Genomic DNA, 24,945 nt, shown 5'->3' with positions numbered 1-24,945 from the left:
ACTATGAAACAATGGATTGAAGCCGCTCGTGTCCGAACCTTACCACTTTCTGTATCGGGAATTTTGGTAGGAAGTTTTTTTGCTATGTCCCAATCCCGTTTTAATTGGAAAATTGTTATTTTGGCTTTGTCCACGACTATCGGACTCCAAGTGTTGTCCAATTTTGCCAACGATTACGGCGACGGCGTAAAAGGTACAGATAATGACGATCGTGTTGGACCACAACGTGCTATTCAATCGGGTGCCATTACACCAGGTGCTATGCGGTATGCCATTTTTGTAACCGCATTTTTAACGTTGGTATCGGCCATGTTACTGATCTACAAAGCCTTTGGTGTTTCCAACTTTCTGTATTCCATGATTTATTTTGTACTCGGAATACTAGCCATCGCTTCTGCTATACGTTATACCGTGGGTAAAAATCCTTACGGTTATCGGGGATTAGGAGATGTTTTTGTTTTCATATTCTTTGGATGGGTCAGTACAGTAGGAATTTCTTTTATGATTTTAAAAGAATTAGATCCCGTACTATTTCTTCCCGCAACAGCCATCGGTTTTTTAAGTGTAGCCGTGCTGAATTTAAACAATATGCGGGACGAAGAATCGGATAGAAAAGTAGGTAAAAACACGTTGATTGTTAAAAATGGCGGTGCTTGGGGTAAAAAGTACCATTATTTCTTAATTGTAACGGCCATTGTGTTGTTTCTAGTTTTTGCTTACATTTTTGACATGAACTACGACTCCAATCCTGAGCATTTCAATATTGATAATTACTTTTATATGGTGTTTTATTTGCCTTTAATCCTGCATTTAAAACGAGTAAAAGCCAATACAGAACCCCGATTATTGGATCCGGAATTGAAAAAAGTAGCCTTGAGTACGTTTTTCATTTCGTTGGTAATGGCGTTGCAATTGATTTTCTTCTTTTCAGATGAAACGCTTTATCTTTTGAGTTCATTATTTTCAAACTAAACACTCTAAAAACAATTATATGAAAATTACATTCTATGGACATGCTTGTCTATCCCTAGAAACAGGAGGAAAAACCATTTTAGTTGATCCTTTTATTTCTGGGAATCCTAATGCCGCTCATTTGGATATTAATTCCTTTAAAGCGGATTATATTTTGCTAACCCATGCCCATCAGGATCATATTTTAGATGCTGAAGCGATTGCTAAAAATACAGGCGCTACCATCGTTTCCAATTATGAAATTGCATCCCATTACGGTGCTAAAGGAATTGCTTATCATCCTATGAATCATGGAGGAAGCTGGAAGTTTGATTTCGGTACGGTGAAATATGTAAATGCGCTGCATACTAGTTCCTTTCCTGACGGGAGTTATGGAGGTCAACCCGGCGGATTTGTGATTGAAGCCGATAAAAATGTGTACATCGCTGGCGACACGGCGCTGACCATGGATATGAAACTCATCCCAATGCGAACAGCACTTGATTTAGCCGTTTTGCCCATTGGAAGTAACTTTACCATGGATGTTGAAGATGCCGTAATTGCTGCCGATTTTCTTGCATGTAACCGCATTTTAGGCTATCACTACGATACCTTTGGATACATTGAAATAGACCATGCCGCAGCAAAAAATACATTTGCCAAAGCAGGAAAAGAGTTACTGTTATTAGACATTGCTCAAAGTATAGACGTTTAATGGCCTAATTATTGCCCGTTTAAAGTCCCATTTAAAAGGGACTTTTTTATGAGATTAACAATGAAAAAAAATGCTTATTTGTGGTTTGCTGTTATACTAGTAACGCCACTTTTTGCCCAAACTAAGAAATCCGGGTATTGGGATACCATGCGCACCACAACGGAAACGATTGAATTGCGTGCGGGTGAAAAAAAGATAATCAAAACCAATGCTTTACCCGAAGGGACAACCGAATTGGTGTACCGCATCACGTTGTTGGACGACAATCAAAAATTGTCCGGGAGTTTGGTCTCTGTATTAAAAGCCATTCCTGATCCCACGGGAATTTCACAAGGCGCAGCAGGTGCCGTGTTTTTGGCGTCTACAATCAGTGGGGATGATAAAGCTACATTTGCCATATTTTCTTCAGAAAGTGAGGCAAATTCATACTTAACAACGGGAAAAACAACGACAGCTTGTTATGTGCAAAATACGCCCGTCAATAAAGAAGCCCGATTGTTAGCTTCGGATCATTTGTGTGTGAAAAATCCACAATCGGCTTTGTGGTTCGGATTCCAAAGCGACAATTGGTTGATGAAGCAAAAGATTGTTTTAGAAGTGGTGCCGTGGGTAGATAGTCAAGCGAGTACAGGATGGACCGATATTGCCCGTAAAGAAATTGTAGAATTGGGCAAAAAGCGAGGTGTATATGCTTTGTTAGCCAAAAAAGAAGCTTACCTTGTTGCTTTAACGAAGAATGTGATGGGAGTAACGACGTATCCCAATTACAAAAAAATAAGCGAAATTGAACGTAATCAATTGGTTGAAACGGCTGAAAAAGCAGCTTTGAAAGAAACAGGGGAAAGCAATTTGAGAAGTCAGTTTATTGCCAAAAGAGCCATGGCCGATTTCCAAAAAGGGAAAACCGAATTGGGTATGGGCGCTTTACAAGCCGAAATTAATGCAGGTGCTACCGATGCGGTTTTGTTTGCTTCGCTCATTCATTGTTATCTTCAAACTCGTCAATTTGCCAAAGCGGAAATCTGTTTGAAGGATGCTTTAAAATTCAACCCGGATGATCTTCAACTAAAATTGGAAGAAGCACATGTTTATTTATTTACGGATAAAGTGGGTGAGGCTAAAATAGTATATAAAAAATACATTGATCAAAATCTTCCCACTGGAAAATCTTGGAAAGCACAAGTATTAGCTGACTTGCAACTTTTTGAAAAATCGGGCTTGCCCAATGGTAATTTTAAAAAAATAAGACACATCGTTGACTAATGGAAGCAAATTTTGTTCGTTACCTCATGAATTTTAATGTACCCGTGGGCACGTCACGCGGGGAAATGGAAGTGCGCGAAACATGGTTTTTATTTATTAAAGAAAACGGGCGTCTCGGTATGGGGGAGTGTGGCATGTTAAAAGGTCTGAGTTGCGATGATCGTCCCGAATTTCTTGAAAAATTACAATGGGTTTGCGACCATATTGAAATGGGAGAAACCGCATTGTATGAGGCCATGCGTGAATATCCTTCGATTCAATTTGGTATTGAACAAGCTTTTTTATCATTTTACAGTCCGCACCCGGGCCTTTTGTTCCCATCAGCATTTACAGCAGGAAAAGAATCCATCCCCATCAATGGTTTATTATGGATGGGAAAACCCACGTTTATTCGCAAACAATTTGATGAAAAAGTAACACATTTTCCCTGTGTAAAAATGAAAGTTGGCGCCTTGAATTTTCAATCGGAGTTGGATTTGTTAACGGAGTTCCGGGCGCAATATCCACCCGACCAACTGGAAATTCGTTTGGATGCGAATGGTGCTTTTACTCCTGAAAACGTGGAAGAACGGTTGGCCCAATTGGCCGAATTTTCGATTCATAGTATCGAACAGCCCATCCGACCCAAGCAATTTGATTTAATGCGTGATTTGTGTCAAATGAGTCCGATTCCCATTGCTTTGGATGAAGAATTGATTGGAATATTTGATCGGGAAGACAAAGAAAAATTGCTGGATACCATCCAACCCCAATACATCATCTTAAAACCTAGTTTTGTAGGCGGTTTTCGAGGTAGCCAAGAATGGATAGATCTTGCCAATGAACGAAACATTGGATGGTGGATTACATCTGCGCTTGAAAGTAATGTAGGCTTGAATGCTATTGCACAATGGACCTATACCTTAGGGAGTTCGATGGCCCAAGGGTTAGGAACAGGTAGTTTGTATCTGAATAATTTTCAATCCCCATTAACCATCAAAGAAGGTCATTTATGGCACCACGATTTGAACGATTGGGATGCCTTCGTTTGGAATGAAAAAAGTAACTAATGTTACGCTACTCACTAGGGTATTTCGTACCTTTGATAGGTAATACCGTAGTTTATGATTCGTAAACACTTTGTCACGCTATCGGTTTTCACGATGGCGTTTTTAGTTTCTTGTCAAAAGAAGCAAACTGAATCTATAATTGTCCAAAAAGGAACTGTTACTGAAGGGGTTTATGCCTCAGGTGTCGTTAAAGCTACAGGACAATATACCGTTTATCCAACCGTTAGCGGCACTTTAAAATCCATTGACGTGCAAGCGGGTCAAACCGTTAAATCGGGACAGTTGTTGTTTGTTTTGGATCAAGAAAAAGCCGCATTAGCCACGCAGAATGCATTGCTTGCCCAACAATTGAGCGCCGACAACAGTCGGTTTGTTCAAGATAAAATCAGTGAACTGGAATGGAAAGTACAATCAGCCAAAGACCGATTAGCCTTGGATGAATCCATTTACCAACGCAGTCAACGGGTCCATTCTCAAAATATTTTATCCGAAGTTGATTTTGAAAAAACACAACAAGCGTACAAAAGTTCGAAAGCCAACTATGAAATGGCAATTAAACAATTAGCACAATACCGCGCTCAATTAAAAAATGAATCCCAACGCAATGCCAATGCGGTGGCTTTAAGTCAAAAGTCCCAACGCGATTATTCCATTCAAAGTGAAGTATCGGGGACAGTTTATGATATTTTAGTGAAAGAAGGAACCGTGGTTAATCCGCAAGTTCCATTGGCTATCATTGGACAAAAAAATCAATTTTATCTCGAATTGGAAGTCGATGAAAACGATATGGTCAAAGTCAACTTAGGCCAAAAACTGGTAGTCACTTTAGACAGTTACAAAGGCAAGTCATTTACCGCAGTGGTTGACCGAATTTATCCGATGATGGACGAACGTTCGCGAACCTTTCGCATTGAGGCTCATTTTACACAATTGCCATCCCGTTTGTATCCCAACCTAACTGCAGAAGCGACGATTATTATTCAATCCAAATCGAATGTAATCAGCATTCCTAGAAATTATTTGGTGGATGGTTCGTATGTTTTGGTGAATACCGATGAAAAACGCAAAGTCACGGTGGGAATTGGCGATTATCAACATGTCGAAATTACCGCAGGGTTACAAGCTGGCGAAACTATTTATTTGCCCAAATAATGAACGTAAAACTCCTTTTCAATATCGCTTTGCATTTATTGCGGGCGCGCTTCAAACAGTCGCTTGTGGCTGCTGTGGGGGTAACGTTTGGAATCGCGATGTTCATTTCATTAGTCAGTTTCATGAACGGATTAAACGACTTATTGGATGGGTTAATGTTGAATCGAACGCCCCATGTACGCTTATACAACGAAATTCAACCTTCCAAACACCAACCTGTCGATTTTGATCCCCAGTATCGCAATCAAACGGTAATTATCAATTCCGTAAAACCCAAAGATCGCGGCAAGTCGATTTACAATGGAAAAGCCATTATCCATGATTTAAAGCAAGACAAACGCGTGGTCGATGTCGCGCCCAAAATTACTGCTCCTGTTTTTTTTAATTCGGGAACCATCGAAATTTCTGGTGTTGTCTATGGAGTTGATGTCGCCGCTGAAGAAAAGCTATTTCGGTTAAGTGATTATGTGATTGCGGGGAAAGTAGCTGATTTAAACCAAAGCAATAGTATTATTATTGGTAAAGGTTTGGCGGATAAAATGCTGATGAAAATTGGGGATGTGGTTAAAGTCACCACTGCCAAAGGCAATCTTTCCACGTTTAAAATTGTAGGTATTTTGCAAATCGGTATCGCTGAATTGGACAATACCATGAGTTATACCTCCTTGAGTTCGGCCCAAAAATTATTGGGGGCACCCACTAACTACATCACCGATATTCAAGTCAAATTATTTGATATTCAGCAAGCTCCTGCCTTGACCAAAGAATTCAGTAAAAAATACGAGGTAGACGGTATGGATTACCAAACCACCAATTCGCAGTTTGAAACTGGAAGTACCATTAGAAGTATAATATCCTATGCCGTGGGAATCGTACTCTTGATTGTGGCGGGATTCGGGATTTACAACATTTTAAACATGATGATTTTTGAAAAAATGGACAGCATTGCCATCTTAAAGGCCACCGGATTTTCAGGTCGCGATGTGCAATGGATTTTTATTATCCTATCCATGATTATTGGATTTACAGGGGGAATTTGCGGATTGTTATTCGGTTATATTTTTACCTCAATTATTGATGTGATTCCGTTTAATACGCCCGCTTTACCTACGATTACGACTTATCCCATTAGTTTTCGACCGTTGTTTTATGGTATCGGAATCACCTTCGCATTAACCACAACCTTCATCGCTGGTTGGTTCCCTGCACGGAAAGCGGGAAAAGTGGACCCCGTTGAAATCATTAGAGGGAAATAAGATATGGCAGCACTTGTTTTAGAAACCCGTCAGTTAACCAAATCATTTTATGATCCAGCTCCATTTGAAGTCTTGAAAAAAATTGATTTGCAAATCCAGCAAGGGGAGTTTGTATCCATCGTGGGGAAATCCGGTTGTGGAAAATCCACGTTACTGTATTTATTGTCAACCATGGATACCGATTATCAAGGGGAAATTTATATTGATAACGAGTTGGTTACCGGAAAGTCGGATGCTTCATTAGCCCTCATCCGTAATGCACAAATCGGATTCGTCTTTCAATTTCACTATTTGTTGACCGAATACAATGTAGTGCAAAATGTCATGTTGCCCGGAATGAAATTAGGGAAATACACCAAAGATGAAATTGAATTCCGTGCCATGGAGCATTTGCGAACGCTCGGCATGCACGAACAAGCCTTAAAAATGCCCAATCAATTAAGTGGCGGACAAAAGCAACGGGTGGCTATTGCACGGGCCTTAATTAACGATCCATTGATTATTATGGGGGACGAACCTACGGGTAATCTCGATAAGAAAAACAGCGACTTGGTATTTGCAATTTTCAATGAATTGGTACAAGAACGCCAACAAACGTTATTGATTGTCACGCATGATCCCGACTTTGCCGCACGAACCCACCGAATTGTGACCATGGAAGATGGGCGGATAGTATGATGTCAAATAGATGTCTTAAGGACAAGTGGTATCATACGTATGCATCATTTCCAAATAGCCTTTGAGCATGTAGTTCATTTGGTATTCGTTCGCAATGGCTTCACGATCCTCTTTAGTTTTTCCTTTTTTGGAGGCCTCTGCAATTTCTTTTTGGGTAGTTGCGTAATCCGCTAACATTTTTTTGCGCTCTTCTTTGGAATTCATTTTCTCCATCTCCAATTTCATTTTTTCAACAAACGCTGGACAATCACGACCAACTGTTTCAATTGCTCTTGAAAATCCTTCTTGTGCAGCTTCTTGCCCACTGAAAAGTGTCAAATTTTCAAAATCAACTGGGGCATAGCCAAATTCATCACCCGGCTTTTTGATGTAGGTCATCACCATCACCACCTGACTTTGTCCACCCTGGCTCACCGAAATGAAAGCACCATACAAATTGAGTTTACCTTCACGAATTAACGGCACAAATACATCCCGGTAATCATCCATGATTTTCCCTTTTTTGATGGATTTTATTTTGAGGTGTTCAAAGACTTCATTGTCCATTTCACCTTTAAATTCAATACGCTTAATGGTTGAAACATCTACTTTTTCAACCGAACCTTTTTCCTCTTTTTTAAATGAAATTTTATTATTTTTTACCGTCAAATTGTCTTCTAATTTGCCAAACGAGCCCATAGGAGAGACCATAAAACCGCGCGGTTGTTTAAAATCTTTGACAAAACCTTCCATTTTTTCGCCCGAATTTAATTCAATAAGTGCGGGTAGGTATTCGTTGTTATTGAAATAAATGGTTTGTGCATTTACAGTAAAAAAGAAAAGTACAAATAGGAAAGTGCATAAAGATTTCATAATAACGGATTAAATATTTTATTCAACCAAATGTAATAAAATAGTGAAGAATTAAAATTTATAACGAACAAAAATTTTACCAAAAAATGGTGTTCCTGGGGTGAAATGAATTTCGGTTACAGGTGCAGTTTCAAATTGCAAACGACTTGTGGTAGCAAACTGCGTTTCATTCCATTGGGTATTGAATAAGTTCTGTATAATTGTACCAATTTCCAATGATTTTGAAAATGCATAACTTACATTCATGTCGGTTACACAATAGCCTTTAGCCACAATTGAATTGGTTTCATCTGCTGGACGATCTCCCATATAGCGCACTGCAATGGAGCCATTCCAATGCGACGCACTGGTGTAGGTCAATTGGGAAACAAATGTAGTAACTGGAGCCAAAGGAATACGATTTTCGGATGCAGGAGTCTCCAATAATTTGGCGCGTGTGAGGGTCAAATCACTCGAAAAATAGAGCCGTGAATTCAATTGAAATCGCAACCCGAGATCCCAACCCATTCGTTGTGTTTTACCCGCCGGTTCAACAATTCCTTCATCTCCAACATAAACAAATTCTTGATCCAAATGCAAATACCAAAACGTGGTATGTACCCAAAGTTTGGTAAATGGTTTAAAAGCTGTACCAAAATCTGCACCCAAGGCTGCTGGAACTGCTTTTCGGGGTGACTGACTCAATAAAACACGGGTGTCATTGCTATGGAAGCCTTTGCCAAGTTTGAGAAAGACATTCCAATTATTGTTTTTTTGGTATAAAATGTTGAGTTTCGGACTCACAATCACTTTTTGTTGGGATTGTGTAAGGGCATTGGGAAGCAAAAAGTTTTGGTATTGAAAATCAAAATAATCCACGCGAACTGACGGATTGATAAGCCATTTTTGATAACTAAAATCACTGGTGAAGTAGGCAAATTGATCCGTTTCAGTGATATCACCATATTGCATTTGTTGCAAGGTGGTGTGTCGGTTTAGCGTATGTGCCAATTCTGATTTTTTGGTTAAATCTTGGCGATATCCAACAGCCGTACTCATTTTTATTCTCCAATCTCCCCATTCTTTTTGATGGTCCAAACGGGATTCAAACCCCAATAAGGTTCGGTTTTCCTTTTGACGAATTTGATCTCCATTGACAGGGTCATTAAGGAAAAAGGTAAAATTCGAAAATAAATCAAAGGCATAATGGGTTAAGTAAAAATGGGTCCGAAATTGGGTAGCGTGCGAAATGGTTTTGAAATAATGCCCAATTAAATTACTGCGAGATGTTTCACCTCCTTCAGCGGCATCTATGGCACCAAAGCGTGTGATTAGTCCCATGTCAACGGCCCTTTGTGGAATTTGCCCAGAAGCATCCCAACCACTTGTAAAATGAGATGCGCTTATGTCAAACGTGTCATGATTGGACAATGTTTTTGAATATTTTGTAAAAAAATTATACCGATTAAAATGTTGGGGATGTTCAAAAGGGCCATTAGTTTTTTGGAAATCAATGGCCGTATAAAGGTTTTCATTTTCAGAACGAATTAATGAAAATAAACCTAGTATTCGAGACGTTTCAAATTGACCACCCTCTACACTAATTTGATTCGATGTAAGTTGTTTTTTCGACTGAAAAGCCACATAGCCCGCAGTAGCAAAGTTCCCTTGTTCCGCAAAATAAGGGCCTTTGTCAAACTCAATTTTTTGAACGGTTTCTGGAATAACAAAATGCAAGTCGGCATACCCTTGACCATGGGCTTGTGAAACCATATTCACAGGCATTCCGTCTACACTGATGGCGACATCGGTACCGTGGTCACAATCAAATCCTCTTAAAAACAATTGTTCTGCTTTTCCTCCTCCCGCATGTTGACCAATAAAGAGTCCGGGAACTTTACGCAATAATTCTTGTGAGGAATTCACCGGATTTACTTTCAAATCAATTTCAGCAATGGCATTAAAACTTTGTAATTTTTTTTGAATCACTACTTCATCCAATAATTGGCCTTTTGGGGTAAGGGTTATGATAATGGGTTCTAATGAAGTTAACGTAATTGATTTTTCGATATAGCCTTCCTTTGATATATTCAGTTGGTCGCCTACGGAAGATTTTTCCAATAAGAAATTACCTGAGTTGTCGGTATGAAAATGCAAGTGGTTTTTAGTATTTATCACATAAACATTTTCGATACCCAATTGCGTATGTGCATCTACGATTGTGCCTTTTAGAGTTTGCCCATACATTGTTACGAAAAGTGACAAGAAAATTACAGCGTGTATTAATAGTTTTTTCATTAGATGATTTTCATTGTGATAATAACAAATGAAATTGCAAATTCCCTAATGGTTTATTCCTTTAATTCTTCACCACCAACTGATATTTTTCCAACAAACCCCGCAAACCGTTTTCATGAAAAATAGCTTTTTTGACTTTGTTTTTTTCAGGGTCGATGATAAAGTCGTAACTCGTATAAAAATCCGCTTTCTCTAAATTGGTTTCACTAAACACGGCGCGACGTAAATTGCAGGAATCAAATAAAGCGCCCGATAAGTCGGATGCCATAAAATCCACCGCAATCATACTGCAATGGATGAATTGGATGTTTTTTAATTTGAGTTTGTAAAACTGACTGTAATCCAACAAACAGTCTTTGAAATGAAATTCATAAATCACTTGGTCCGTCATCGCAAAATTGACTGATGTGAGGTTACATCCCGTAAACCAAACGCCCCGCAACGAAGTATGATTGATTTTCGTTTCTTTAAAATTACATTGGATAAAATTGCAATCCACAAACGTCACATTGCGAAAGAAACACTGGGTGAAATCACAATCTTTGAAGGTGCAATGTTCAAACTCGGTATCTTGAATGTCTTCTTGGGTAAGCACTTTCCCCGATATTGTTTGGTCGTGGACAAAATGATAACTCATGGCGTATTTTTGGTCACAAGGTACAGAATCTAACCTACATTTTTTATATTTGAGCAAACAAGCCGTATGATTTTTAACTTTTGTCCGCGCTGTACTTCAGCCAAACTGCAAACTGAAAACAACTACCGAGTGGAATGCCGCCATTGCGGATTTACCTATTTTCATAATGTCGCTGCGGCTGTCGCTGTAGTTTTAAAATTTGAAAACAAAGTGCTGTTCACCGTGCGCAATAAGGAACCCGATAAAGGCAAATTGGATTTACCCGGAGGATTTGTGGATCCGGGTGAACGGGGAGAAGTGGCCGCATGTCGGGAGTTGAAAGAGGAGCTCGGACTCCAACTGGATGTGCGGAAAATGAAATACGTAACTTCGGCGGCCAATAATTATTTGTACAAAACGGTACCTTATAAAACCTTGGATTTGTTTTTTGAATACGAATTGGATTCGGCTGAAATCGCTATCGTTGCACCCGATGAAATTCAAGATATTCAGTGGATTGATCCCAAAACCATGGATTTGGAGGCTATAGGTTTTATTTCGATTCGAACCGTCATTGGAGAGCGGTATTGTAAATAAGCGATTTGATATGAAGTGTTTTGTGCAGCGGTTGTGGATCGGACTATTTTTATTCGCGAAAGCGGTGCTTTATGCCCAACCCATCGCGGTGGTTGACAAACGAAACTTTACGATAGCACCCGTTTATGTGGGCGAAACGGCACAAGCTTTTATTCCTATTCGCAACTCGGGCAACCAACCCTTGTTAATTACGACTGTTCAAGGAAGCGGAACGCCTACATTTGATTGGACCAAAGAGCCGATTCTTGCTACAGGAAATGGGGTTGTTATTTTTAAATGGCCTACAAGCGTACCCACAACAACATCTCAAATGGTATCCATTACCACCAATGCGTCGGAAGTTCCCATTCGCGTTAAGGTGAATCTCATCGTTTTGGCAAAAGAAGAGCGCGATGCCGTGGTCAAAGGAACAGTTGTTGATTCATTACACCAACCGATTCCGTATGTTTTGGTTGTGAATCGACACCAAAAACAAGCGTTACAATCCGATGGAGAAGGGCGGTTTACCATTAAAGCCCGATCCATTGATACACTTGAATTTCACGGTGGGAGTTATCAAACCCGAATACTTCCTGTCAAGGCCATTCGTGATTCGGTACAATTGCAACCCGCAAAACCATTAGAAGAAAGCTATGGACCTCAAAGAAAACCAGTAAAATTACCATTGCCCAAACCGGTCTCCAAACAAGAGTTAGTCCGATTGAAACCGAGAGGAAGAAAATAAATGGTACCGACAGATGTTGTGGTACCAACTTAGGATTAAATCGTTATATGTAGATTATTTCAAATTCAATTAAGCTTCCAATTCGAAGCCCTAAAAAAAATCTTACTTTAAAATAAGATTTTGTTTTTTTTTATGAAAATGGGACCAATTGCAGATTAAGAATTCAATTTGTTTTTTATCAAATTTGTAAAGTCATCATTACTTTTCTATTTTAGCCTATTAGTTAATAGTTGATTTAATCCAAAGCCGAATATGAAAAAAATAGCACTATTTATCTTTTTTACTTTTTCTTCTCTTCAAGCACAATTAATCGATTCTACGATTGTTCGTGATTTTAAACAAAAAGGCACTTGGCCTGAATTTTCAGAAAAAGATAAAAGTAGTCAATTAACACCTAAAGGATTGGAACTAGATGTAGACAATAAATTAGCTTATGTATTTTATCAATCCTGGGAATTTTTTGAAGATCAAATGGTGACAATGGAGACCAGTTTTACTCCTGTAAAATTTAATGAAAAAAGTAATGCGGGTTTAATATTTGGTTTTCGCAGTTGGGTCAACTATAATTTTTTCATGATTTCTCCAGATGGTGAGGTTTTGATTAAATCGATAACGAATTATGTGCATACGATTTGGTACAAAAAAAAGTCGGAATGGGTAAATAAAGACAAAGCAAAAAATGTACTCCGAATCGATTGGAAAGAGCATGATATTTGTTTTTATGTTAACGATCATGAAATACTAAAAGCGCCTCGTAAACTTTTCCGTTTACATCAAAATAACTTTGGGTATATAGTTGAAAATAATATGGAGATTTTGGCCGATTACATGAAAAGTACTTTCAAAGTCAAGAAACGTAATGAAGTGGTCACAAGTGCTAAAATCAAACTTTCTCCCATGGATGAAGGAATCAATTCCACTGCTAACGAAAATGGAATAGGAATTTCCCTGGATAAAAGTCATATGTATATCAACCGGCACCAGCATATTGATAATTTGGGAGGAAAATGGGATACCGATATTTGGGAATCCCAAAAAAATGCCAAAGGAAATTGGACTAAACCACGTCAAGTGCCAGGCCCAATCAACGATAAGTACCATAATTATTTACTTACCCTTATGCCTACTGGAAATAAAATGTATGTAGGCAACCATTACGAAAAATCTGAATTTGGAGAGGGTAAAGGGGTGTCCTTCACCTATCTAACCGAAAAAGGTTGGCAATTGCCCAAACCGGTAATTATTGAAGAATTTGAAAACCTGAAAAGTGAATTTAATGCCTTTGTTTCTCACGATGAACAATTCATCATTTTAGCTATTGAAAAAAAAGACAGTTACGGCTTAACGGATTTATACGTTTGTTTTCGAAAACGGATGGGCAATTATTCCAAGCCTAAGAATTTAGGAAAGATAATTAATTCGAACTTATCGGAAACGGTTCCATATTTAGCGTATGACAATAAAACATTATATTTTGGTTCAGATGGGCATTCAGGGTATGGCTCAATAGATATTTATATGGCCAAACGACTGGATGATAGTTGGGAAAATTGGAGTACCCCAGTCAATTTAGGAAATGGAATAAATTCCAATAAATGGGATGCCTATTTTAATGTAACACCTAAAGGTGATCAAGGGTGGATGGCAAGACAGTTGGATGAAAAAGACATCGATTTCTTTCAATTTAATCTTCCTGAGGAGATTCGTCCTGAACCCGTTGTCGTGCTCAACGGACGGGTGAATTGTGTACAAAAAGAGTGGGAAAATAATGCGACTATAACCTCTGTGGATCTCCTTCAAAATAAACCAATCCATCAATTCATCACTCCATTTGATTCTGGAAACTTTACCGCTATTTTCAATTACGGGTCAAAATATTTGGTACGCGCAACCCAAACAGGCGGTTACGGTTTACCTGTTGTATTGGATTACTCTTCTCCTGCCGGATATGCAGAAATGCGACAGGAATTAAAAATTGAGCCACTGCGCGTTAATCATTCCATTCATTTACCACTTATACAGTTTAGTAAAGGAACGAAAAATTGGGAAGCAAATACTTCACTTGAATTGGATTATTGGGTGGAATTACTAACTTCCAATCGGGATTGGAACCTCTTTGAGATAAAAGTAGGCGGAAAATCCGAAGAGGCTACCTTAGCTCAAGAACAGCTTGATAAATTAGTACATTACTTAACCGATAAAGGTGTTGATGCCGCTCGTTTAACGACTAAAATTGATCCAACCCAAACGGAAGGATTTTGGATTACTCGGATAAAATAATTTTATGAACGGATTTTGCTACGCAACATCCTTCAAAGCACGTTTCGAGAGAATCGACTAGTCTCGGTCACGACAGGATTTTGCTACGCAACATCCTTCAAAGCTCCGCTTTGAAAATGATGTACAAGTTTGTGCTGGTTACGAAAGGATTTTGCTGCGCAACATCCTTCAAAGCACGTTGCGTGTGAATAAACTAGTTACAGTCACGAAAGGATTTTGCTACGCAACATCCTTCAAAGCTCCGCTTTGAAAATCGTATAAAACAAAAAAAACGCTCAAGTAAACTTGGCGTTTTTTTTGTTTTATACGATTTATTCGTGACCTCGACAGGATTCAAACCTGTAACCTTCTGAGCCGTAATCAGATGCGCTATTCAGTTGCGCCACGAGGCCGTTTGCGTAAAGCATTCGTGTGAACTAGTGCTTTATTGCGGGTGCAAATATAGACATAAATGTGTAAATTGCAAGCGTATATTTGTAAAAATCATTAAAAAAATGCAACTCGAAAACTATATTCGTGATATTCAGGATTTTCCAAAAGAAGGAATTCTATTTAAAGATATCACGCCGCTTTTATTACACCCCGAAGCACGCGCAAAATGTTTGGATGCGTTAGTTGATTTATTGGACCAGCAGCCTATTGATAAAGTAGTCGGCGTGGAAAGTCGGGGCTTCTTTTTTGGGACTTTGTTGGCTGATCGATTGGGTGCCGGATTCATTCCTGTGCGGAAACCCAACAAATTGCCGTATGCCACGATTTCAGCCTCGTATGCGCTGGAATACGGTACGGATAGTCTGGAGATCCATACCGATGCTATTCAGCCCGGCGATCGTATTCTTATTCACGATGATGTGTTGGCGACGGGTGGAACGGCCAAAGCGGTTTGTGAATTGGTCGAGCGGTTAGGAGGGACGATTGTACAATGTTCGTTCCTGATGGAACTTTCTTTTTTAAACGGTAGCGAAAAATTGAAGCCACATCCTGTGGCTGCCGTGCTCACTTACTAATCGAGGGCGCGTGTCGTCACATAATACCGCCAAGCTAAAATTGCCAATTGCCATTTTTTGGCTTTCGCAGGATCCAATTGCTGCTTGGTAAAACTGGGTAAGCACCATTTATTAACTTTAGCCAAAACTTTAAACATGCGGTTTGATTTTAGGCAAAAATAAAAAAGACCACGTAATTCGTGGTCTTTTCATTTATCCTTTTTTCGCTTTCGCGGGTGCTTTTTCTTTTTCCAGCGCTTTTTTCGCTTTTTCCAATTCTTCGCGGGCCTTTACCATTTCTTCTTTGGCTTTCACCATATCGGCTTTCGCTTTTTCCAAATCGTCTTCGTCGCTTTGATTTTTTTGGAGGTCACCTTTCAATGCCTTCATTTTTTCTTTGAACTGTTCCAAGCCTTCTTCGTTGCGGAAGTCGAATTCTATAGGGTCTAATTTACCCATGCCGTTGAATTGCATTTTGTTGTTTTTCAAAATTTCGTCCAACTCTTCTTTGGTATAATCGTCGCCGCCTTCAACCACTTTTCCATCTTCAATAACCAACGGTTTCTTTCCGTTTTCTTGGATTATCATTTTTGATTTTCCCGAAAAACCCTCACCGTCACCAAAGCTGAAATTGTATTGTTTCATATCAGGGAGTTGATCCAACTGGAACCCTTTGCCGAAAGGCGAGAGGCTGTCTCCTCCAAAAGAACGTCCAAAGATGTCATTCATAGCAAAGATGTCGTTGCCTTGATTCGGTTTCCCAAATCCAATTTCGCCATTTTGTTGGAACAAAACAATATCGGCAATCGGCTGTTCATTACTGTATTCCAATGCGCCTTTATTGCCTTTGCGGTCTTTGTATTCAATTTTAATGGCTGTAATTTCTTGGTTGGCATTGCGTTTTACTCCCGAATACTTTACCGTAACACCGTGTTCTGCTAAAGCTTTCACGTCGTCTTTCATTTCTTGATCTGGAGTTGTTTTTTTCCAGGTCATCACAATATCATCCTGACGGTCTTGCATCAATTTGGGTTGGTTTTGCGCCCCCAAAACATGCGATAACAATGTCGCGGCAATCACCGCAATTAAATTAAAAAATCGAACAATTACTGACATACTTCTTTAATTTTTTGGTTGTTTATTATGGTACTACAAACTTAAGAGAAAGTGCAATTTCGATGGAGCGTATTTTACAGTATTTTAACGCTTATCCTTTTTTTAAGTTGGCTTTCGCTTTCTCAAATTCGGCTTTGGCTTTTTCCATTTCAGCTTTTGCCTTCAGCATTTCCTCTTTGGCCTTCAACATTTCCTGACGTGCTTTCTCCAATTCTGGTTGTTGGGCATCCATTTCAGCACGGGCTTTACGCATTTCCTCTTTCGCGCGCTTCATTTCTACACGCATTTCTTCGCGTCCTTCTTCCATGGCTTTGCGTCCTTCTTCCATCGCTTCAGCACGAATGGCCTTAATTTTTTTGGTATTGATTTTTACCACACCATTTTTTGCTTCAGCGCCATAGGTTTTAACTACATCTCCGTCTTTAAAGACTTCAACGGTGACAATATCTTCAGGATTGATGGCATTTACATCATATCCCAATTCCATCACTTTGCCATCGACAATAATCATCGGTTTGTCAGAATTTGTCGCTCGAACCACGATTTTATGCTCGTTTACTGAAGCATCGATGTCTTCCGATCCATTCAAAGTGATGATTTCGCTACCGTCATCTGAACGGATGATGCGTTTTTCTATGCGAACATCACCAGGTTCGTCTTGGGAAAAAGTTTTGGTTACCGTTAAGGTTTTCATTTTTGGAGTACCAAAACCAATGTGGTCGTCCGATTTGAAAAACACGATTGGAGCGATGGGTTCGTCACCACTTACTTGGGTTTGCCCTTTTTTCCCTTTGTTATCTTCATAGCTCACTTTGATACCTGTGATTTCCCCTTTTTCGTTGCGTTTAACTTTGGAATATTTAACCGTTACGCCCTGTTCCTTCAAGGCTTTCACATCACTTTCCATTTCTGAGTCGGGGGTGTTTTTGTCCCAACGCATTTGAATGATGTTTTGATTGTCATTTCGCTCAATAATTTGAGTCTCTTTTTCTTGGGCAACTGTTTTAATTTGGAACAAGAAAATAAATGCAACTAGGGCTGGAATCATCAATGTGTATTTCCAAGAATTGCGTTGGTGGGATTGATTTTGATGTAACATAAGAATTCGTTTTTTGATTAATGATTGATAAAAGGGATTCGTAATGGCCAATTGATGGGTGGGAATGGCCACTTTCAATAAAGCTTTTTGATACGCTGTTGGATTGCCAGATAACGCCATAGCTTCGCGATCGGCAATGTATTCTAAATTTTGTAAAAGCACTTTTTTGTAGGCCCAAACAAAGGGATTGAACCAAAATAGACCACAAATAACATGGGCAATAAGTACGTCAATGGAATGGCGCTGTTGGCTGTGTATTTGCTCATGTAGCAAGATACTCTGACGTTCTTCTTCGGTATACAATTGGGAGTTAATTACAATATAATTAAAGAAAGAAAACGGAGCTACTGATTCATTGACATCTACTAATTTTACAGCATCTTGTTGGGCACTATTGCGTTGTTTTAAAAAAGAGACAACCGAGAAAAGTTGGAACACCAAACGACCAATAAATACCAAAGCGATGCCTATGTAAAGAGCTAACAAAATAGAACTCCAATCCATAGTTGGTGGGGGAGGCGTTTTTGCAACACCCGGCGCTGCCATTGCCATGAGTTGGTCTATAGTCAGTTTAGGTCGGGTAATCCAAACCGTTTTGGTAATGGTCAGCAAGGGTAAGAGCATTGATAGCGCATAACCTGCCAATAAAAACCAACGGTTGCTTTTGAAAAAGGTCTCTTTTCGCAAAAACAAATAATAAACCAGAAAAAAGGTAGCCAAGAGTCCGCCCGATTTCAATAAGTAAATGAAAAGCGCTTCCATACTATTTCTTTTTTTCAATTAATGCTAAAATCTCCCGTAACTCTTCCGCTGAAATTTTTTCCTCTTCTGCAAAAAAGGAAACCATTTGTTTGTACGAATTGTCAAAGTAATTCGCTAAAGCCGTTTTCATAAACGTCTTGCGGTATTCTTCCAAAGAAATGATCGGATGGTACTGGTGTGTGTTCCCAAAGGCTGTGTGCCCAACATACCCTTTGTCTTCCAAGTTACGGATAATCGTAGATAAGGTATTGTAATGGGGTTGGTCTTCGGTAATTTCCGCCATCACTTCTTTTACGAAAGCTTTTTTCAGCTTCCATAAAATGTGCATGATCTCTTCTTCCTTGTTGGTTAACTTTTGCATGGAATTCGTTTTTTAATTGATGAATCAAACTTATAACTATTTTTTTAGTTGACAAACTAATTTTATAGTTATTTAACTATTTTTTTAGAAATAGGGGTTTGAATGGATTGTGTATCTTTGCGCCATGACCCGTAAAACCTATACCCGACATAATTTTCACAAACATACCTATTGTGTGTTTCAGGAAGTGGATGCCTCTGTATTGGAGTCGCTCCAACTCCAATTCACCAGCAAGTCGGGGAGTCGGTATTATTTTACAGAAGATGGTGTTTATCGTGTGGCCAACCATTGGGGAAGGGCAGCCAATTGCAAATGGCGTTTAGAAACCCAAGGTCCCAAACGCTACTCGGGCAATGTAGTCGGCTACGCACCTTGGACCGCTTTTTTACCCGATAATGATACCGATTGTTTGTATGCCATCGAAATTGATTTTGATCTCCGCACCGCTCATTATTACCATAAAGACAGCAAAGTGTTTCCCGAGGCAACCGTTTTCCGTACTGCGCCTGAAACCCTTAAACGACTCAAAATCGTGCGCCAGCATTTAGGAGAAGACAATTGGTTGCGCTACTTTGAAGGCAACCCCGATACCCTCCGCCAACAAATCTTAACGGAATGGAATACCAGCCATGAGGCTTTAGATGCCATAAAAAGGAAATACTTATGATAAGTGGGAGTTAACTCAAGTTTTAAATTCCAATAGTTAAAATCCCAAATTCCTCCCGAAGTTACGGGACTAAAATTTATAATTTAAAATTTATAATTTAAAATTTATAATTCAAAATTCAACTATTAGATTTCCCGCTCTCCACCTTCCGCTGGATGTTCAAAATTTGCTGGGATATCACGAACCTGCTCTGGATGACTCGCTTTCTCTTGCTGTACCATGCGGTAGACCCAGTAGCCAGAGGCCGTACCTACCAATCCCAAAACACCCATGACTAACCAGTTCGTGGCATAGCCGTAATGGTCCACAACGGTCATTCCAATTTTGGCACTGAGTATGTGGGCCGCCGAATAACTCATCGTGAAAATTGCCATATAACGACCTTCGTGTCCTTTGGGGGCCCGACTCATCGCAAACGAATTGGAAAAGGGGAAGGCAAACATTTCCGCAAAAGTCATAAACACCATCATGACGAGTAAGATGCCTGCCCATTGGTGAATTAAAAGTAAAAACAGACTTATACTCATAAAGAAACATCCCCAAGTGACAATCTTAACTTTATCCAGTTTTTTTCGCTCCACCGCACTAACAATGGGCATTTCCAAAAAGAAAACAAGTACGCCGTTGAAAGTGAGTAGCAATCCCGTTTGCAATTCAGTAAGTCCAAATTGGATGCGATGGTACAGCGGAATCGTGGTAAACAATTGAAAGAATAAAATCCCCGTAATCACACAACAGAACAAAAACAACCAAAACGGTCCGTCCGTAAACACCGATTTGCGTTCTGCTTCCAAGGCAGCCTTTTCATCGGGGTGGAGTTTGATCGCTTTTTTCTCTTTGACCAATACAGCAAAAATTCCGATAGCAAGAATACACGTGGCGCCATCGACCCAAAACAAACCTTGGTAGCCCATCCCCATAATGATGAGTCCGCCCAGTGCCGGACCCGCCGCAAAGCCCAAATTAATGGCCAAACGCACCAAGGTCAGTGCCCGTGTGCGATTCTCTGGTTTGGCATACGTACCGATCGATACAAACATGGCCGGACGAAACATGTCCGCAATCACCATGATGCCAAAAATAGCCACACATAAAGCGTTGAAGGTTTTGACGTATTGCAAGACAAAAAAGGCCAAGCCACTGGTGAATAAACTAAACACCATGATCTTGTAAAATCCAATTTTGTCGGAGAGTTTACCGCCTAACCAAGAGCCCGCCATCGAACCCACACCGAACCAAAATAAAATCCACCCGACTTGCTCATAATTGAAATGCAAGTCTTCTTTCAAGTATTTGGATAAAAACGGCAAGACCATGGTACCCGCGCGATTGATAAAGGTAATCAGCGTCAGGATCCATATTTCTCGGGAAAATCCTTTAAAGTTAGCAAGGTATTTTTGAAGGGCTTTTTGCAACATGAGGCAAAGGTAGTGAATAGCAATTAGTCTTTAGACGTTAGATTGTAGTCTTTAGTAATGTATGCATAGATTAAAAAAATGCCATACATCGAGAAATAAAATAGAGATCCCCATACTACTATATAAAAAAACCACCCGTGTAGGTGGTTGTATTTTTATTGACAGATCAAAAGCTCAGCAGCTTAGCGGCTCAGCTTCTCAGCAGCTTTTAGTCAGCAATCGGTTCAACTGCTTTCTCAAAACGTTGGGTTTTGGAATTCCAAACAATGTTCCAATAGCCACCTGTACGTCCGTATTGGTTGGCTACGGTGAAATTTTTAGCTTTGGGCGAAGTCACTTCAATTTGATCATAAATCACCGTCATTAAATTTCCGGTAGGTACCGTAGCATCGGTAAATGAAATTTCTTGAAAAAGGCGGTGGTCTTTTTTACGCATGATTTTTAGGGATGTCATTTCAGCCTGAGTGGCTCCCGCTTTTTTTGTATATACACCCACAAAATAATAGTCGGGAAGCGAATCAAATTGAGGGATTTCTGTTGCAGCCGTTGCGGTATCGTTGAGTGATGTTGTCAATTGCAAGTGCACGGGTAGAGAGGAAGTAGTTCCAACTTTAGTCCACGTACCACTAATTTTTTGATTTTGTAAGGAAAGGATAAAAGTGGCGGTGCGTTGTTCCTTGTTCATTTCATACAAGGTTACCGTTTGTTGGCTTGCATCCAGAATGCCCTCCAAACGGATAGGGGTATTGTATTGGGTGTAACTGTATACACCGTTAATGTTAAAGTTCTTTTTTGCCGCTTCACCAAAATAATCGGGTGTGATTTGGTACGATAAGTTGATCGAAGCTTTGCCTACAGTACCGGTGTAATTGTAACATTGGTACCCGTTGGCTTGGCATGTAAACCAACCGGAAATAAAGAAGGCGATGGATAAAGTAAAGGTTTTCATAAATATTGGTTTTCAGTGGTTTAGTGTAATTTTTAATTGCAAAACCAAACACAATTTCCGTGCCAGAAATTTAATGAGAAAAGGAGTGAAGAAATTATCCCGTCCTTTTCATTTTGATGCAGGTGAAATACGCGCAATCGGGACTAGTGGAATGAATTTAAAAAAGACGAGTATTGCCTCCCGTCTCTTATACATCTTTATAACATTGATTGATTATTTTGTTTGAAAACATTCATAAAACAATTCAACATTTTCAAAGTTAATCTCTTTTAAATTTGGGATTAACTTTTGCAGTTGTAAAAATTGTGCTTTGTTTATAGCATATACCATATAAACATTTGGGTCTTTATCGGTATCTACATTTAAAATATTTATCAGTTTTTCAGCTGATAAATCAATTTCGAAACTTTTAATGTACTTATCACCTTCTTTTTGATAAATTGCTATTTCTCTAACTATCATATTTAATCATTTTTAGGCATAAGCCATGCTAAACCCCGATAATGCGGACTGTAACCGCTTCGCGTCCCAATAGCTATTGTGACCAGTCATTAAGCAATTCCCCCGCTTAATCCTCCCTCGCTTTTTGTGTTACCCATCCTGCAACCCTACGTGAATTGCTGAGCACCCACAAAGCAAGACCACTTTTTATGAATTGAAATACCAACCAATGGGCGTTGGGATAGTCTTTAAACAGTATTTTTTGTTGCGTAAATTCAAACAAGTTGCGGCAAAAGTCGGGAATACTGTCAAGCAAGGCCATGCCGCTGATGACAATCAGCGCGATACGGAGTACAGTCACTTCTGAAAGCGTTAAACTAAAGGTGGTTTCTTGAAAGTTGCGATCCAATCGGAAAAAACGAATTAGGCTGTCCGTTTTAAACAAAAACATCCGAATGACGGCGATAAAAATGACCACGATGAGTAAATTGACGGCCAATAGTAACTTCAAATCCTCGAAATCGTAACCACTGTGGCCATACAAAAGAGGACCAACAAATTGGGGTAAAAAGAATAAACCGTTTACAATCATCCAAATGCCGATGATTTTTAATACTAGGGTCCAAAAGGAGTGGGGTGTCATCTTGAGAAATTGATTTTAGTTAAAATACAAATAGGCAAACATACCCAAATATACAAAAGTCACAGCAATGCCTAAAAAAGCAGTATTTCTATTGTTGGGTCGCACCCGGTAGGCAAAACTAATACCCAAAAAGAGAGCGATCACAAAAAAACAAGCGGGATGGGTGAGGAATGAAACCGAATAGTCGGTAGTAGCGATACGAATCGTTTTTAGTTTGCCCAAACAAGCTGTTTTCACTAGTGCAATAGGGGCTTGTGGATTGATTTCAGGCAAGTCGGGTGGAAAGAAAAAGCGGTATTTTTCTCCACTTGCTGTCGTCACGAGATAAACATTTTCATAACTCCTATGCGAACGGTAACTTGCTCCACTAATTTGGTATTCATAATACTGAATCGATTGTTCAGGTGTGACGGTTGCCTCGGGATGAAAAAAATCAAAATACAGCAACAGTATGCATCCAAAAGTGATGTAGACTATGGCATTCAACGAACGGGAATGGCGTAAAGGTGTTTCCAAACTAAAAGCGGGTATATGTGAATGTGTTTACTCTCCCTTTTTCACCAAACGAAAACCCAACAGGGTGCCTGGAATAAAGAGTACCAAACCACATACAATAAACCAAGTGGGATGGGGCAATAGCACAAAATTCAGCACCGCCGAAAGCGTTAATACAATGCCCGCAATCAACGGTGAGCGTAATGAGGTGGAGCGTCCAATGATCCGAATTAAAAGGCCGCAAACGATCGAACCCACAAGCCAGCCCCCCAAAACCAACAACCAAAAGTCGATGGGCTGGGCTTCCATAAAAGCGCCAACGGCTTTCGTATCCTTTAGATCCAATGTTTTAGGAAAGGGATGAAGCGAATTATTAATGGATTCCGCGACCATAAATAAGAGTACTGCCGCTATTATTCCGGAGAGTACGGCACCGATTCGTCGTATCATAGGTGTTTGTTTTATTTCAAATTTAACTTTTTTTATATTTAAATACAATTTTCAAATTTGAAATGGTACTATCCAACAACAAACAAGATCATCTCCTTTGTTTAAATTCATCTCCTAAAAGCAATAAAAGAAGGATAAAATAAAAAAGAGCACCACCTGAAAGTAAAAAGACTTTCCTTGTGCTGTGTATTGAAGTATTTCTTTTCTCATAAAATATCGAATTTCCCGTCAACGCCACAATAAATAAATACAACAACGGTCCGATGAAAAAGAGAAACACTGCATTATCCCAAAGTGAGGTATTCTTTTTGTTGGGTCGTTTGGGTGGTGTATTCATGAAAGGTGTATGCTAAAGAAGTAGCTCTTTTTTAAATTATGAATCAAAATTATTTTACACCCGATAGCGCGGATTTACTTCGTCTGTTCGGCTAAAGCCTCGGGTGCAATCCGTGCTAATACAATGAATAGGCATATTTAGTTTTTATCAAATATAGAAAAACGACATCAAAACGATGTAGTTTAACTTTTTACGTTGTGGGCACGGATTGAAAATCCGCGCCACCTGGGGTGTCAGAATAAAAAGGTTTTAAGTTTTGGAAAATTGAAGATAACTCTATAAGATATTCTTTTGATTTCTCTAATTTACTTAAATCAATTTTTTTTAATTCTAAATTTAAAGTATTCATTATTTCTCTTAAATCGTAAATTGAATTTAATGAAAACAATAATTGTAAAAAAACATCATCATCATTTTTATAAATTTCAAAAAGCTTTAAAAAATCTGATAAAATGTCTTTATCATGAAATTTACCAAGGCACCATGCTAATGAAACAGGGTTTTTATTAACGTAAAGAAATAATTCGAATAACACAGTTTCTAAGATAGAATTAACATCATTTTCACTAAGTTTAAGATTATAGATTTGAATATCATTATGGAATAGATGTAGATAATCTATATCGCAATACCTATCTTGAATGTGTCTTTCAACTAACAAACCTAAATAGGTAATTGCAGAATTAGATTTGTCTTCATTTTCAGAACGCATTATGTAAATTAAATCTTCTACAATATTCTTCATTATCGTCTTAAATTATGTCCCCTCGCTGTGCATCTCAATTACAATCGAAATGCTGAACATCGTGCA

At 39.1% G+C, this 24,945-nt stretch carries 26 protein-coding genes and 1 tRNA gene; 12 read left to right on the top strand and 15 right to left on the bottom strand.

Annotated elements, in window-relative coordinates; translation table 11 throughout:
* Nucleotides 1–3 precede the first annotated feature (3 nt).
* Genes menA through EQG61_RS12280 form a run of 7 tightly spaced genes read left to right on the top strand, consistent with a single transcriptional unit; the run spans nucleotide 4 to nucleotide 7,064 of the window.
* The gene (gene menA / locus EQG61_RS12310; RefSeq protein ID WP_129462249.1) at nucleotides 4–972 is read left to right on the top strand and encodes a 1,4-dihydroxy-2-naphthoate octaprenyltransferase; all 969 of its coding nucleotides are present in this window, start codon (nucleotides 4–6) and stop codon (nucleotides 970–972) included.
* A 19-nt stretch (nucleotides 973–991) separates the two neighbouring features.
* Nucleotides 992–1,666, top strand: a complete 675-nt coding sequence (locus EQG61_RS12305) for a metal-dependent hydrolase (RefSeq protein ID WP_129462248.1) — start codon at nucleotides 992–994, stop codon at nucleotides 1,664–1,666.
* A gap of 60 nt (nucleotides 1,667–1,726) precedes the next feature.
* The gene (locus EQG61_RS12300; RefSeq protein ID WP_129462247.1) at nucleotides 1,727–2,929 is read left to right on the top strand and encodes a tetratricopeptide repeat protein; all 1,203 of its coding nucleotides are present in this window, start codon (nucleotides 1,727–1,729) and stop codon (nucleotides 2,927–2,929) included.
* Entirely contained in the window at nucleotides 2,929–3,978 is a 1,050-nt protein-coding gene (locus EQG61_RS12295; RefSeq protein WP_129462246.1) for an o-succinylbenzoate synthase, read from the top strand. Before EQG61_RS12300 ends, EQG61_RS12295 begins: the two co-directional genes overlap by 1 nt.
* A gap of 54 nt (nucleotides 3,979–4,032) precedes the next feature.
* Nucleotides 4,033–5,130 (top strand): efflux RND transporter periplasmic adaptor subunit, encoded by a 1,098-nt coding sequence (locus EQG61_RS12290; RefSeq protein WP_235829065.1) that lies wholly within the window; start codon nucleotides 4,033–4,035, stop codon nucleotides 5,128–5,130.
* A complete protein-coding gene (locus tag EQG61_RS12285) occupies nucleotides 5,130–6,386 on the top strand; it encodes an ABC transporter permease (RefSeq protein WP_129462245.1) in 1,257 nt (418 codons plus the stop codon). Before EQG61_RS12290 ends, EQG61_RS12285 begins: the two co-directional genes overlap by 1 nt.
* Before the next feature lie 3 nt (nucleotides 6,387–6,389).
* Entirely contained in the window at nucleotides 6,390–7,064 is a 675-nt protein-coding gene (locus EQG61_RS12280; protein WP_129462244.1) for an ABC transporter ATP-binding protein, read from the top strand.
* A 15-nt stretch (nucleotides 7,065–7,079) separates the two neighbouring features.
* Here EQG61_RS12280 and EQG61_RS12275 read toward each other — a convergent pair whose 3' ends face one another.
* The 3 genes from EQG61_RS12275 to EQG61_RS12265 form a co-directional block, all read right to left on the bottom strand.
* Nucleotides 7,080–7,916 (bottom strand): hypothetical protein, encoded by an 837-nt coding sequence (locus tag EQG61_RS12275; protein ID WP_129462243.1) that lies wholly within the window; start codon nucleotides 7,914–7,916, stop codon nucleotides 7,080–7,082.
* Between the two features lie 51 nt (nucleotides 7,917–7,967).
* Complete coding sequence (locus EQG61_RS12270; protein ID WP_129462242.1) at nucleotides 7,968–10,193, bottom strand: TonB-dependent receptor; 2,226 nt, start codon at nucleotides 10,191–10,193, stop codon at nucleotides 7,968–7,970.
* 61 nt (nucleotides 10,194–10,254) lie between these two features.
* Nucleotides 10,255–10,830, bottom strand: coding sequence for a pentapeptide repeat-containing protein (locus EQG61_RS12265; RefSeq protein WP_129462241.1), 576 nt, complete (start codon nucleotides 10,828–10,830; stop codon nucleotides 10,255–10,257).
* A gap of 66 nt (nucleotides 10,831–10,896) precedes the next feature.
* Between EQG61_RS12265 and EQG61_RS12260 the strand changes: the two genes are divergently transcribed.
* From EQG61_RS12260 to EQG61_RS12250, 3 genes are all read left to right on the top strand, one after another.
* On the top strand, nucleotides 10,897–11,406 hold the full coding sequence (locus EQG61_RS12260; RefSeq protein ID WP_129462240.1) for an NUDIX hydrolase: 510 nt from the start codon (nucleotides 10,897–10,899) through the stop codon (nucleotides 11,404–11,406).
* Between the two features lie 10 nt (nucleotides 11,407–11,416).
* On the top strand, nucleotides 11,417–12,130 hold the full coding sequence (locus tag EQG61_RS12255; RefSeq protein ID WP_129462239.1) for a DUF1573 domain-containing protein: 714 nt from the start codon (nucleotides 11,417–11,419) through the stop codon (nucleotides 12,128–12,130).
* Nucleotides 12,131–12,382: 252 nt separating this feature from the next.
* Nucleotides 12,383–14,410 carry a hypothetical protein gene (locus EQG61_RS12250; protein WP_129462238.1) on the top strand — a complete coding sequence of 676 codons (2,028 nt, stop codon included), beginning with the start codon at nucleotides 12,383–12,385 and terminating at the stop codon, nucleotides 14,408–14,410.
* A 318-nt stretch (nucleotides 14,411–14,728) separates the two neighbouring features.
* Here the strand turns inward: EQG61_RS12250 and EQG61_RS12245 are convergent.
* Nucleotides 14,729–14,802 (bottom strand) — tRNA-Arg (locus EQG61_RS12245).
* Nucleotides 14,803–14,904: 102 nt separating this feature from the next.
* Between EQG61_RS12245 and EQG61_RS12240 the strand changes: the two genes are divergently transcribed.
* Nucleotides 14,905–15,417, top strand: coding sequence for an adenine phosphoribosyltransferase (locus EQG61_RS12240; protein ID WP_129462237.1), 513 nt, complete (start codon nucleotides 14,905–14,907; stop codon nucleotides 15,415–15,417).
* Here EQG61_RS12240 and EQG61_RS12235 read toward each other — a convergent pair.
* The 4 genes from EQG61_RS12235 to EQG61_RS12220 form a co-directional block, all read right to left on the bottom strand.
* Nucleotides 15,414–15,554 (bottom strand): SsrA-binding protein, encoded by a 141-nt coding sequence (locus tag EQG61_RS12235; protein WP_129462236.1) that lies wholly within the window; start codon nucleotides 15,552–15,554, stop codon nucleotides 15,414–15,416. The two genes, EQG61_RS12240 and EQG61_RS12235, sit on opposite strands and share 4 nt — an antisense overlap.
* Nucleotides 15,555–15,609: 55 nt before the next feature.
* Nucleotides 15,610–16,512, bottom strand: coding sequence for a hypothetical protein (locus tag EQG61_RS12230; RefSeq protein ID WP_129462235.1), 903 nt, complete (start codon nucleotides 16,510–16,512; stop codon nucleotides 15,610–15,612).
* A gap of 91 nt (nucleotides 16,513–16,603) precedes the next feature.
* A complete protein-coding gene (locus tag EQG61_RS12225) occupies nucleotides 16,604–18,373 on the bottom strand; it encodes a M56 family metallopeptidase (RefSeq protein ID WP_129462234.1) in 1,770 nt (589 codons plus the stop codon).
* Between the two features lies 1 nt (nucleotide 18,374).
* Nucleotides 18,375–18,734, bottom strand: a complete 360-nt coding sequence (locus tag EQG61_RS12220) for a BlaI/MecI/CopY family transcriptional regulator (protein ID WP_129462233.1) — start codon at nucleotides 18,732–18,734, stop codon at nucleotides 18,375–18,377.
* 124 nt (nucleotides 18,735–18,858) lie between these two features.
* On the opposite strand from EQG61_RS12220, the gene EQG61_RS12215 reads away from it, so the two are divergent.
* The gene (locus EQG61_RS12215; protein ID WP_129462232.1) at nucleotides 18,859–19,401 is read left to right on the top strand and encodes a hypothetical protein; all 543 of its coding nucleotides are present in this window, start codon (nucleotides 18,859–18,861) and stop codon (nucleotides 19,399–19,401) included.
* Nucleotides 19,402–19,526: 125 nt separating this feature from the next.
* On the opposite strand, the gene EQG61_RS12210 is transcribed toward EQG61_RS12215, so the two are convergent.
* The 7 genes from EQG61_RS12210 to EQG61_RS12180 form a co-directional block, all read right to left on the bottom strand.
* Complete coding sequence (locus EQG61_RS12210) at nucleotides 19,527–20,819, bottom strand: MDR family MFS transporter (protein WP_129462231.1); 1,293 nt, start codon at nucleotides 20,817–20,819, stop codon at nucleotides 19,527–19,529.
* A 208-nt stretch (nucleotides 20,820–21,027) separates the two neighbouring features.
* The gene (locus tag EQG61_RS12205) at nucleotides 21,028–21,768 is read right to left on the bottom strand and encodes a hypothetical protein (RefSeq protein WP_129462230.1); all 741 of its coding nucleotides are present in this window, start codon (nucleotides 21,766–21,768) and stop codon (nucleotides 21,028–21,030) included.
* A 213-nt stretch (nucleotides 21,769–21,981) separates the two neighbouring features.
* A complete protein-coding gene (locus EQG61_RS12200) occupies nucleotides 21,982–22,230 on the bottom strand; it encodes a DUF7683 domain-containing protein (RefSeq protein WP_129462229.1) in 249 nt (82 codons plus the stop codon).
* A gap of 106 nt (nucleotides 22,231–22,336) precedes the next feature.
* On the bottom strand, nucleotides 22,337–22,852 hold the full coding sequence (locus EQG61_RS12195; RefSeq protein WP_129462228.1) for a hypothetical protein: 516 nt from the start codon (nucleotides 22,850–22,852) through the stop codon (nucleotides 22,337–22,339).
* Nucleotides 22,853–22,867: 15 nt separating this feature from the next.
* The gene (locus EQG61_RS12190; protein WP_129462227.1) at nucleotides 22,868–23,368 is read right to left on the bottom strand and encodes a hypothetical protein; all 501 of its coding nucleotides are present in this window, start codon (nucleotides 23,366–23,368) and stop codon (nucleotides 22,868–22,870) included.
* Nucleotides 23,369–23,395: 27 nt separating this feature from the next.
* A complete protein-coding gene (locus EQG61_RS12185) occupies nucleotides 23,396–23,797 on the bottom strand; it encodes a hypothetical protein (RefSeq protein ID WP_129462226.1) in 402 nt (133 codons plus the stop codon).
* A 527-nt stretch (nucleotides 23,798–24,324) separates the two neighbouring features.
* Nucleotides 24,325–24,879, bottom strand: coding sequence for a hypothetical protein (locus tag EQG61_RS12180; protein WP_129462225.1), 555 nt, complete (start codon nucleotides 24,877–24,879; stop codon nucleotides 24,325–24,327).
* Nucleotides 24,880–24,945: the final 66 nt, after the last annotated feature.

This window comes from Flavobacterium stagni (assembly GCF_004122105.1).
Lineage (GTDB): Bacteria > Bacteroidota > Bacteroidia > Flavobacteriales > Flavobacteriaceae > Flavobacterium > Flavobacterium stagni.
This window is presented reverse-complemented; position numbering and strand designations above follow the sequence as displayed.

Coding starts and splice junctions, on each gene's coding strand:
- EQG61_RS12265 (WP_129462241.1), bottom strand. CDS start 10,830: ATGAGTTATCATTTTGTCCACGACCAAACAATATCGGGGAAAGTGCTT.
- EQG61_RS12220 (WP_129462233.1), bottom strand. CDS start 18,734: ATGCAAAAGTTAACCAACAAGGAAGAAGAGATCATGCACATTTTATGG.
- EQG61_RS12280 (WP_129462244.1), top strand. CDS start 6,390: ATGGCAGCACTTGTTTTAGAAACCCGTCAGTTAACCAAATCATTTTAT.
- EQG61_RS12240 (WP_129462237.1), top strand. CDS start 14,905: ATGCAACTCGAAAACTATATTCGTGATATTCAGGATTTTCCAAAAGAA.
- EQG61_RS12205 (WP_129462230.1), bottom strand. CDS start 21,768: ATGAAAACCTTTACTTTATCCATCGCCTTCTTTATTTCCGGTTGGTTT.
- EQG61_RS12225 (WP_129462234.1), bottom strand. CDS start 18,373: ATGGAAGCGCTTTTCATTTACTTATTGAAATCGGGCGGACTCTTGGCT.
- EQG61_RS12270 (WP_129462242.1), bottom strand. CDS start 10,193: ATGAAAAAACTATTAATACACGCTGTAATTTTCTTGTCACTTTTCGTA.
- EQG61_RS12180 (WP_129462225.1), bottom strand. CDS start 24,879: ATGAAGAATATTGTAGAAGATTTAATTTACATAATGCGTTCTGAAAAT.
- EQG61_RS12250 (WP_129462238.1), top strand. CDS start 12,383: ATGAAAAAAATAGCACTATTTATCTTTTTTACTTTTTCTTCTCTTCAA.
- EQG61_RS12285 (WP_129462245.1), top strand. CDS start 5,130: ATGAACGTAAAACTCCTTTTCAATATCGCTTTGCATTTATTGCGGGCG.
- EQG61_RS12230 (WP_129462235.1), bottom strand. CDS start 16,512: ATGTCAGTAATTGTTCGATTTTTTAATTTAATTGCGGTGATTGCCGCG.
- EQG61_RS12275 (WP_129462243.1), bottom strand. CDS start 7,916: ATGAAATCTTTATGCACTTTCCTATTTGTACTTTTCTTTTTTACTGTA.
- menA (WP_129462249.1), top strand. CDS start 4: ATGAAACAATGGATTGAAGCCGCTCGTGTCCGAACCTTACCACTTTCT.
- EQG61_RS12195 (WP_129462228.1), bottom strand. CDS start 22,852: ATGACACCCCACTCCTTTTGGACCCTAGTATTAAAAATCATCGGCATT.
- EQG61_RS12185 (WP_129462226.1), bottom strand. CDS start 23,797: ATGATACGACGAATCGGTGCCGTACTCTCCGGAATAATAGCGGCAGTA.
- EQG61_RS12235 (WP_129462236.1), bottom strand. CDS start 15,554: ATGTTTAAAGTTTTGGCTAAAGTTAATAAATGGTGCTTACCCAGTTTT.
- EQG61_RS12200 (WP_129462229.1), bottom strand. CDS start 22,230: ATGATAGTTAGAGAAATAGCAATTTATCAAAAAGAAGGTGATAAGTAC.
- EQG61_RS12215 (WP_129462232.1), top strand. CDS start 18,859: ATGACCCGTAAAACCTATACCCGACATAATTTTCACAAACATACCTAT.
- EQG61_RS12290 (WP_235829065.1), top strand. CDS start 4,033: ATGATTCGTAAACACTTTGTCACGCTATCGGTTTTCACGATGGCGTTT.
- EQG61_RS12260 (WP_129462240.1), top strand. CDS start 10,897: ATGATTTTTAACTTTTGTCCGCGCTGTACTTCAGCCAAACTGCAAACT.
- EQG61_RS12305 (WP_129462248.1), top strand. CDS start 992: ATGAAAATTACATTCTATGGACATGCTTGTCTATCCCTAGAAACAGGA.
- EQG61_RS12295 (WP_129462246.1), top strand. CDS start 2,929: ATGGAAGCAAATTTTGTTCGTTACCTCATGAATTTTAATGTACCCGTG.
- EQG61_RS12255 (WP_129462239.1), top strand. CDS start 11,417: ATGAAGTGTTTTGTGCAGCGGTTGTGGATCGGACTATTTTTATTCGCG.
- EQG61_RS12300 (WP_129462247.1), top strand. CDS start 1,727: ATGAAAAAAAATGCTTATTTGTGGTTTGCTGTTATACTAGTAACGCCA.
- EQG61_RS12210 (WP_129462231.1), bottom strand. CDS start 20,819: ATGTTGCAAAAAGCCCTTCAAAAATACCTTGCTAACTTTAAAGGATTT.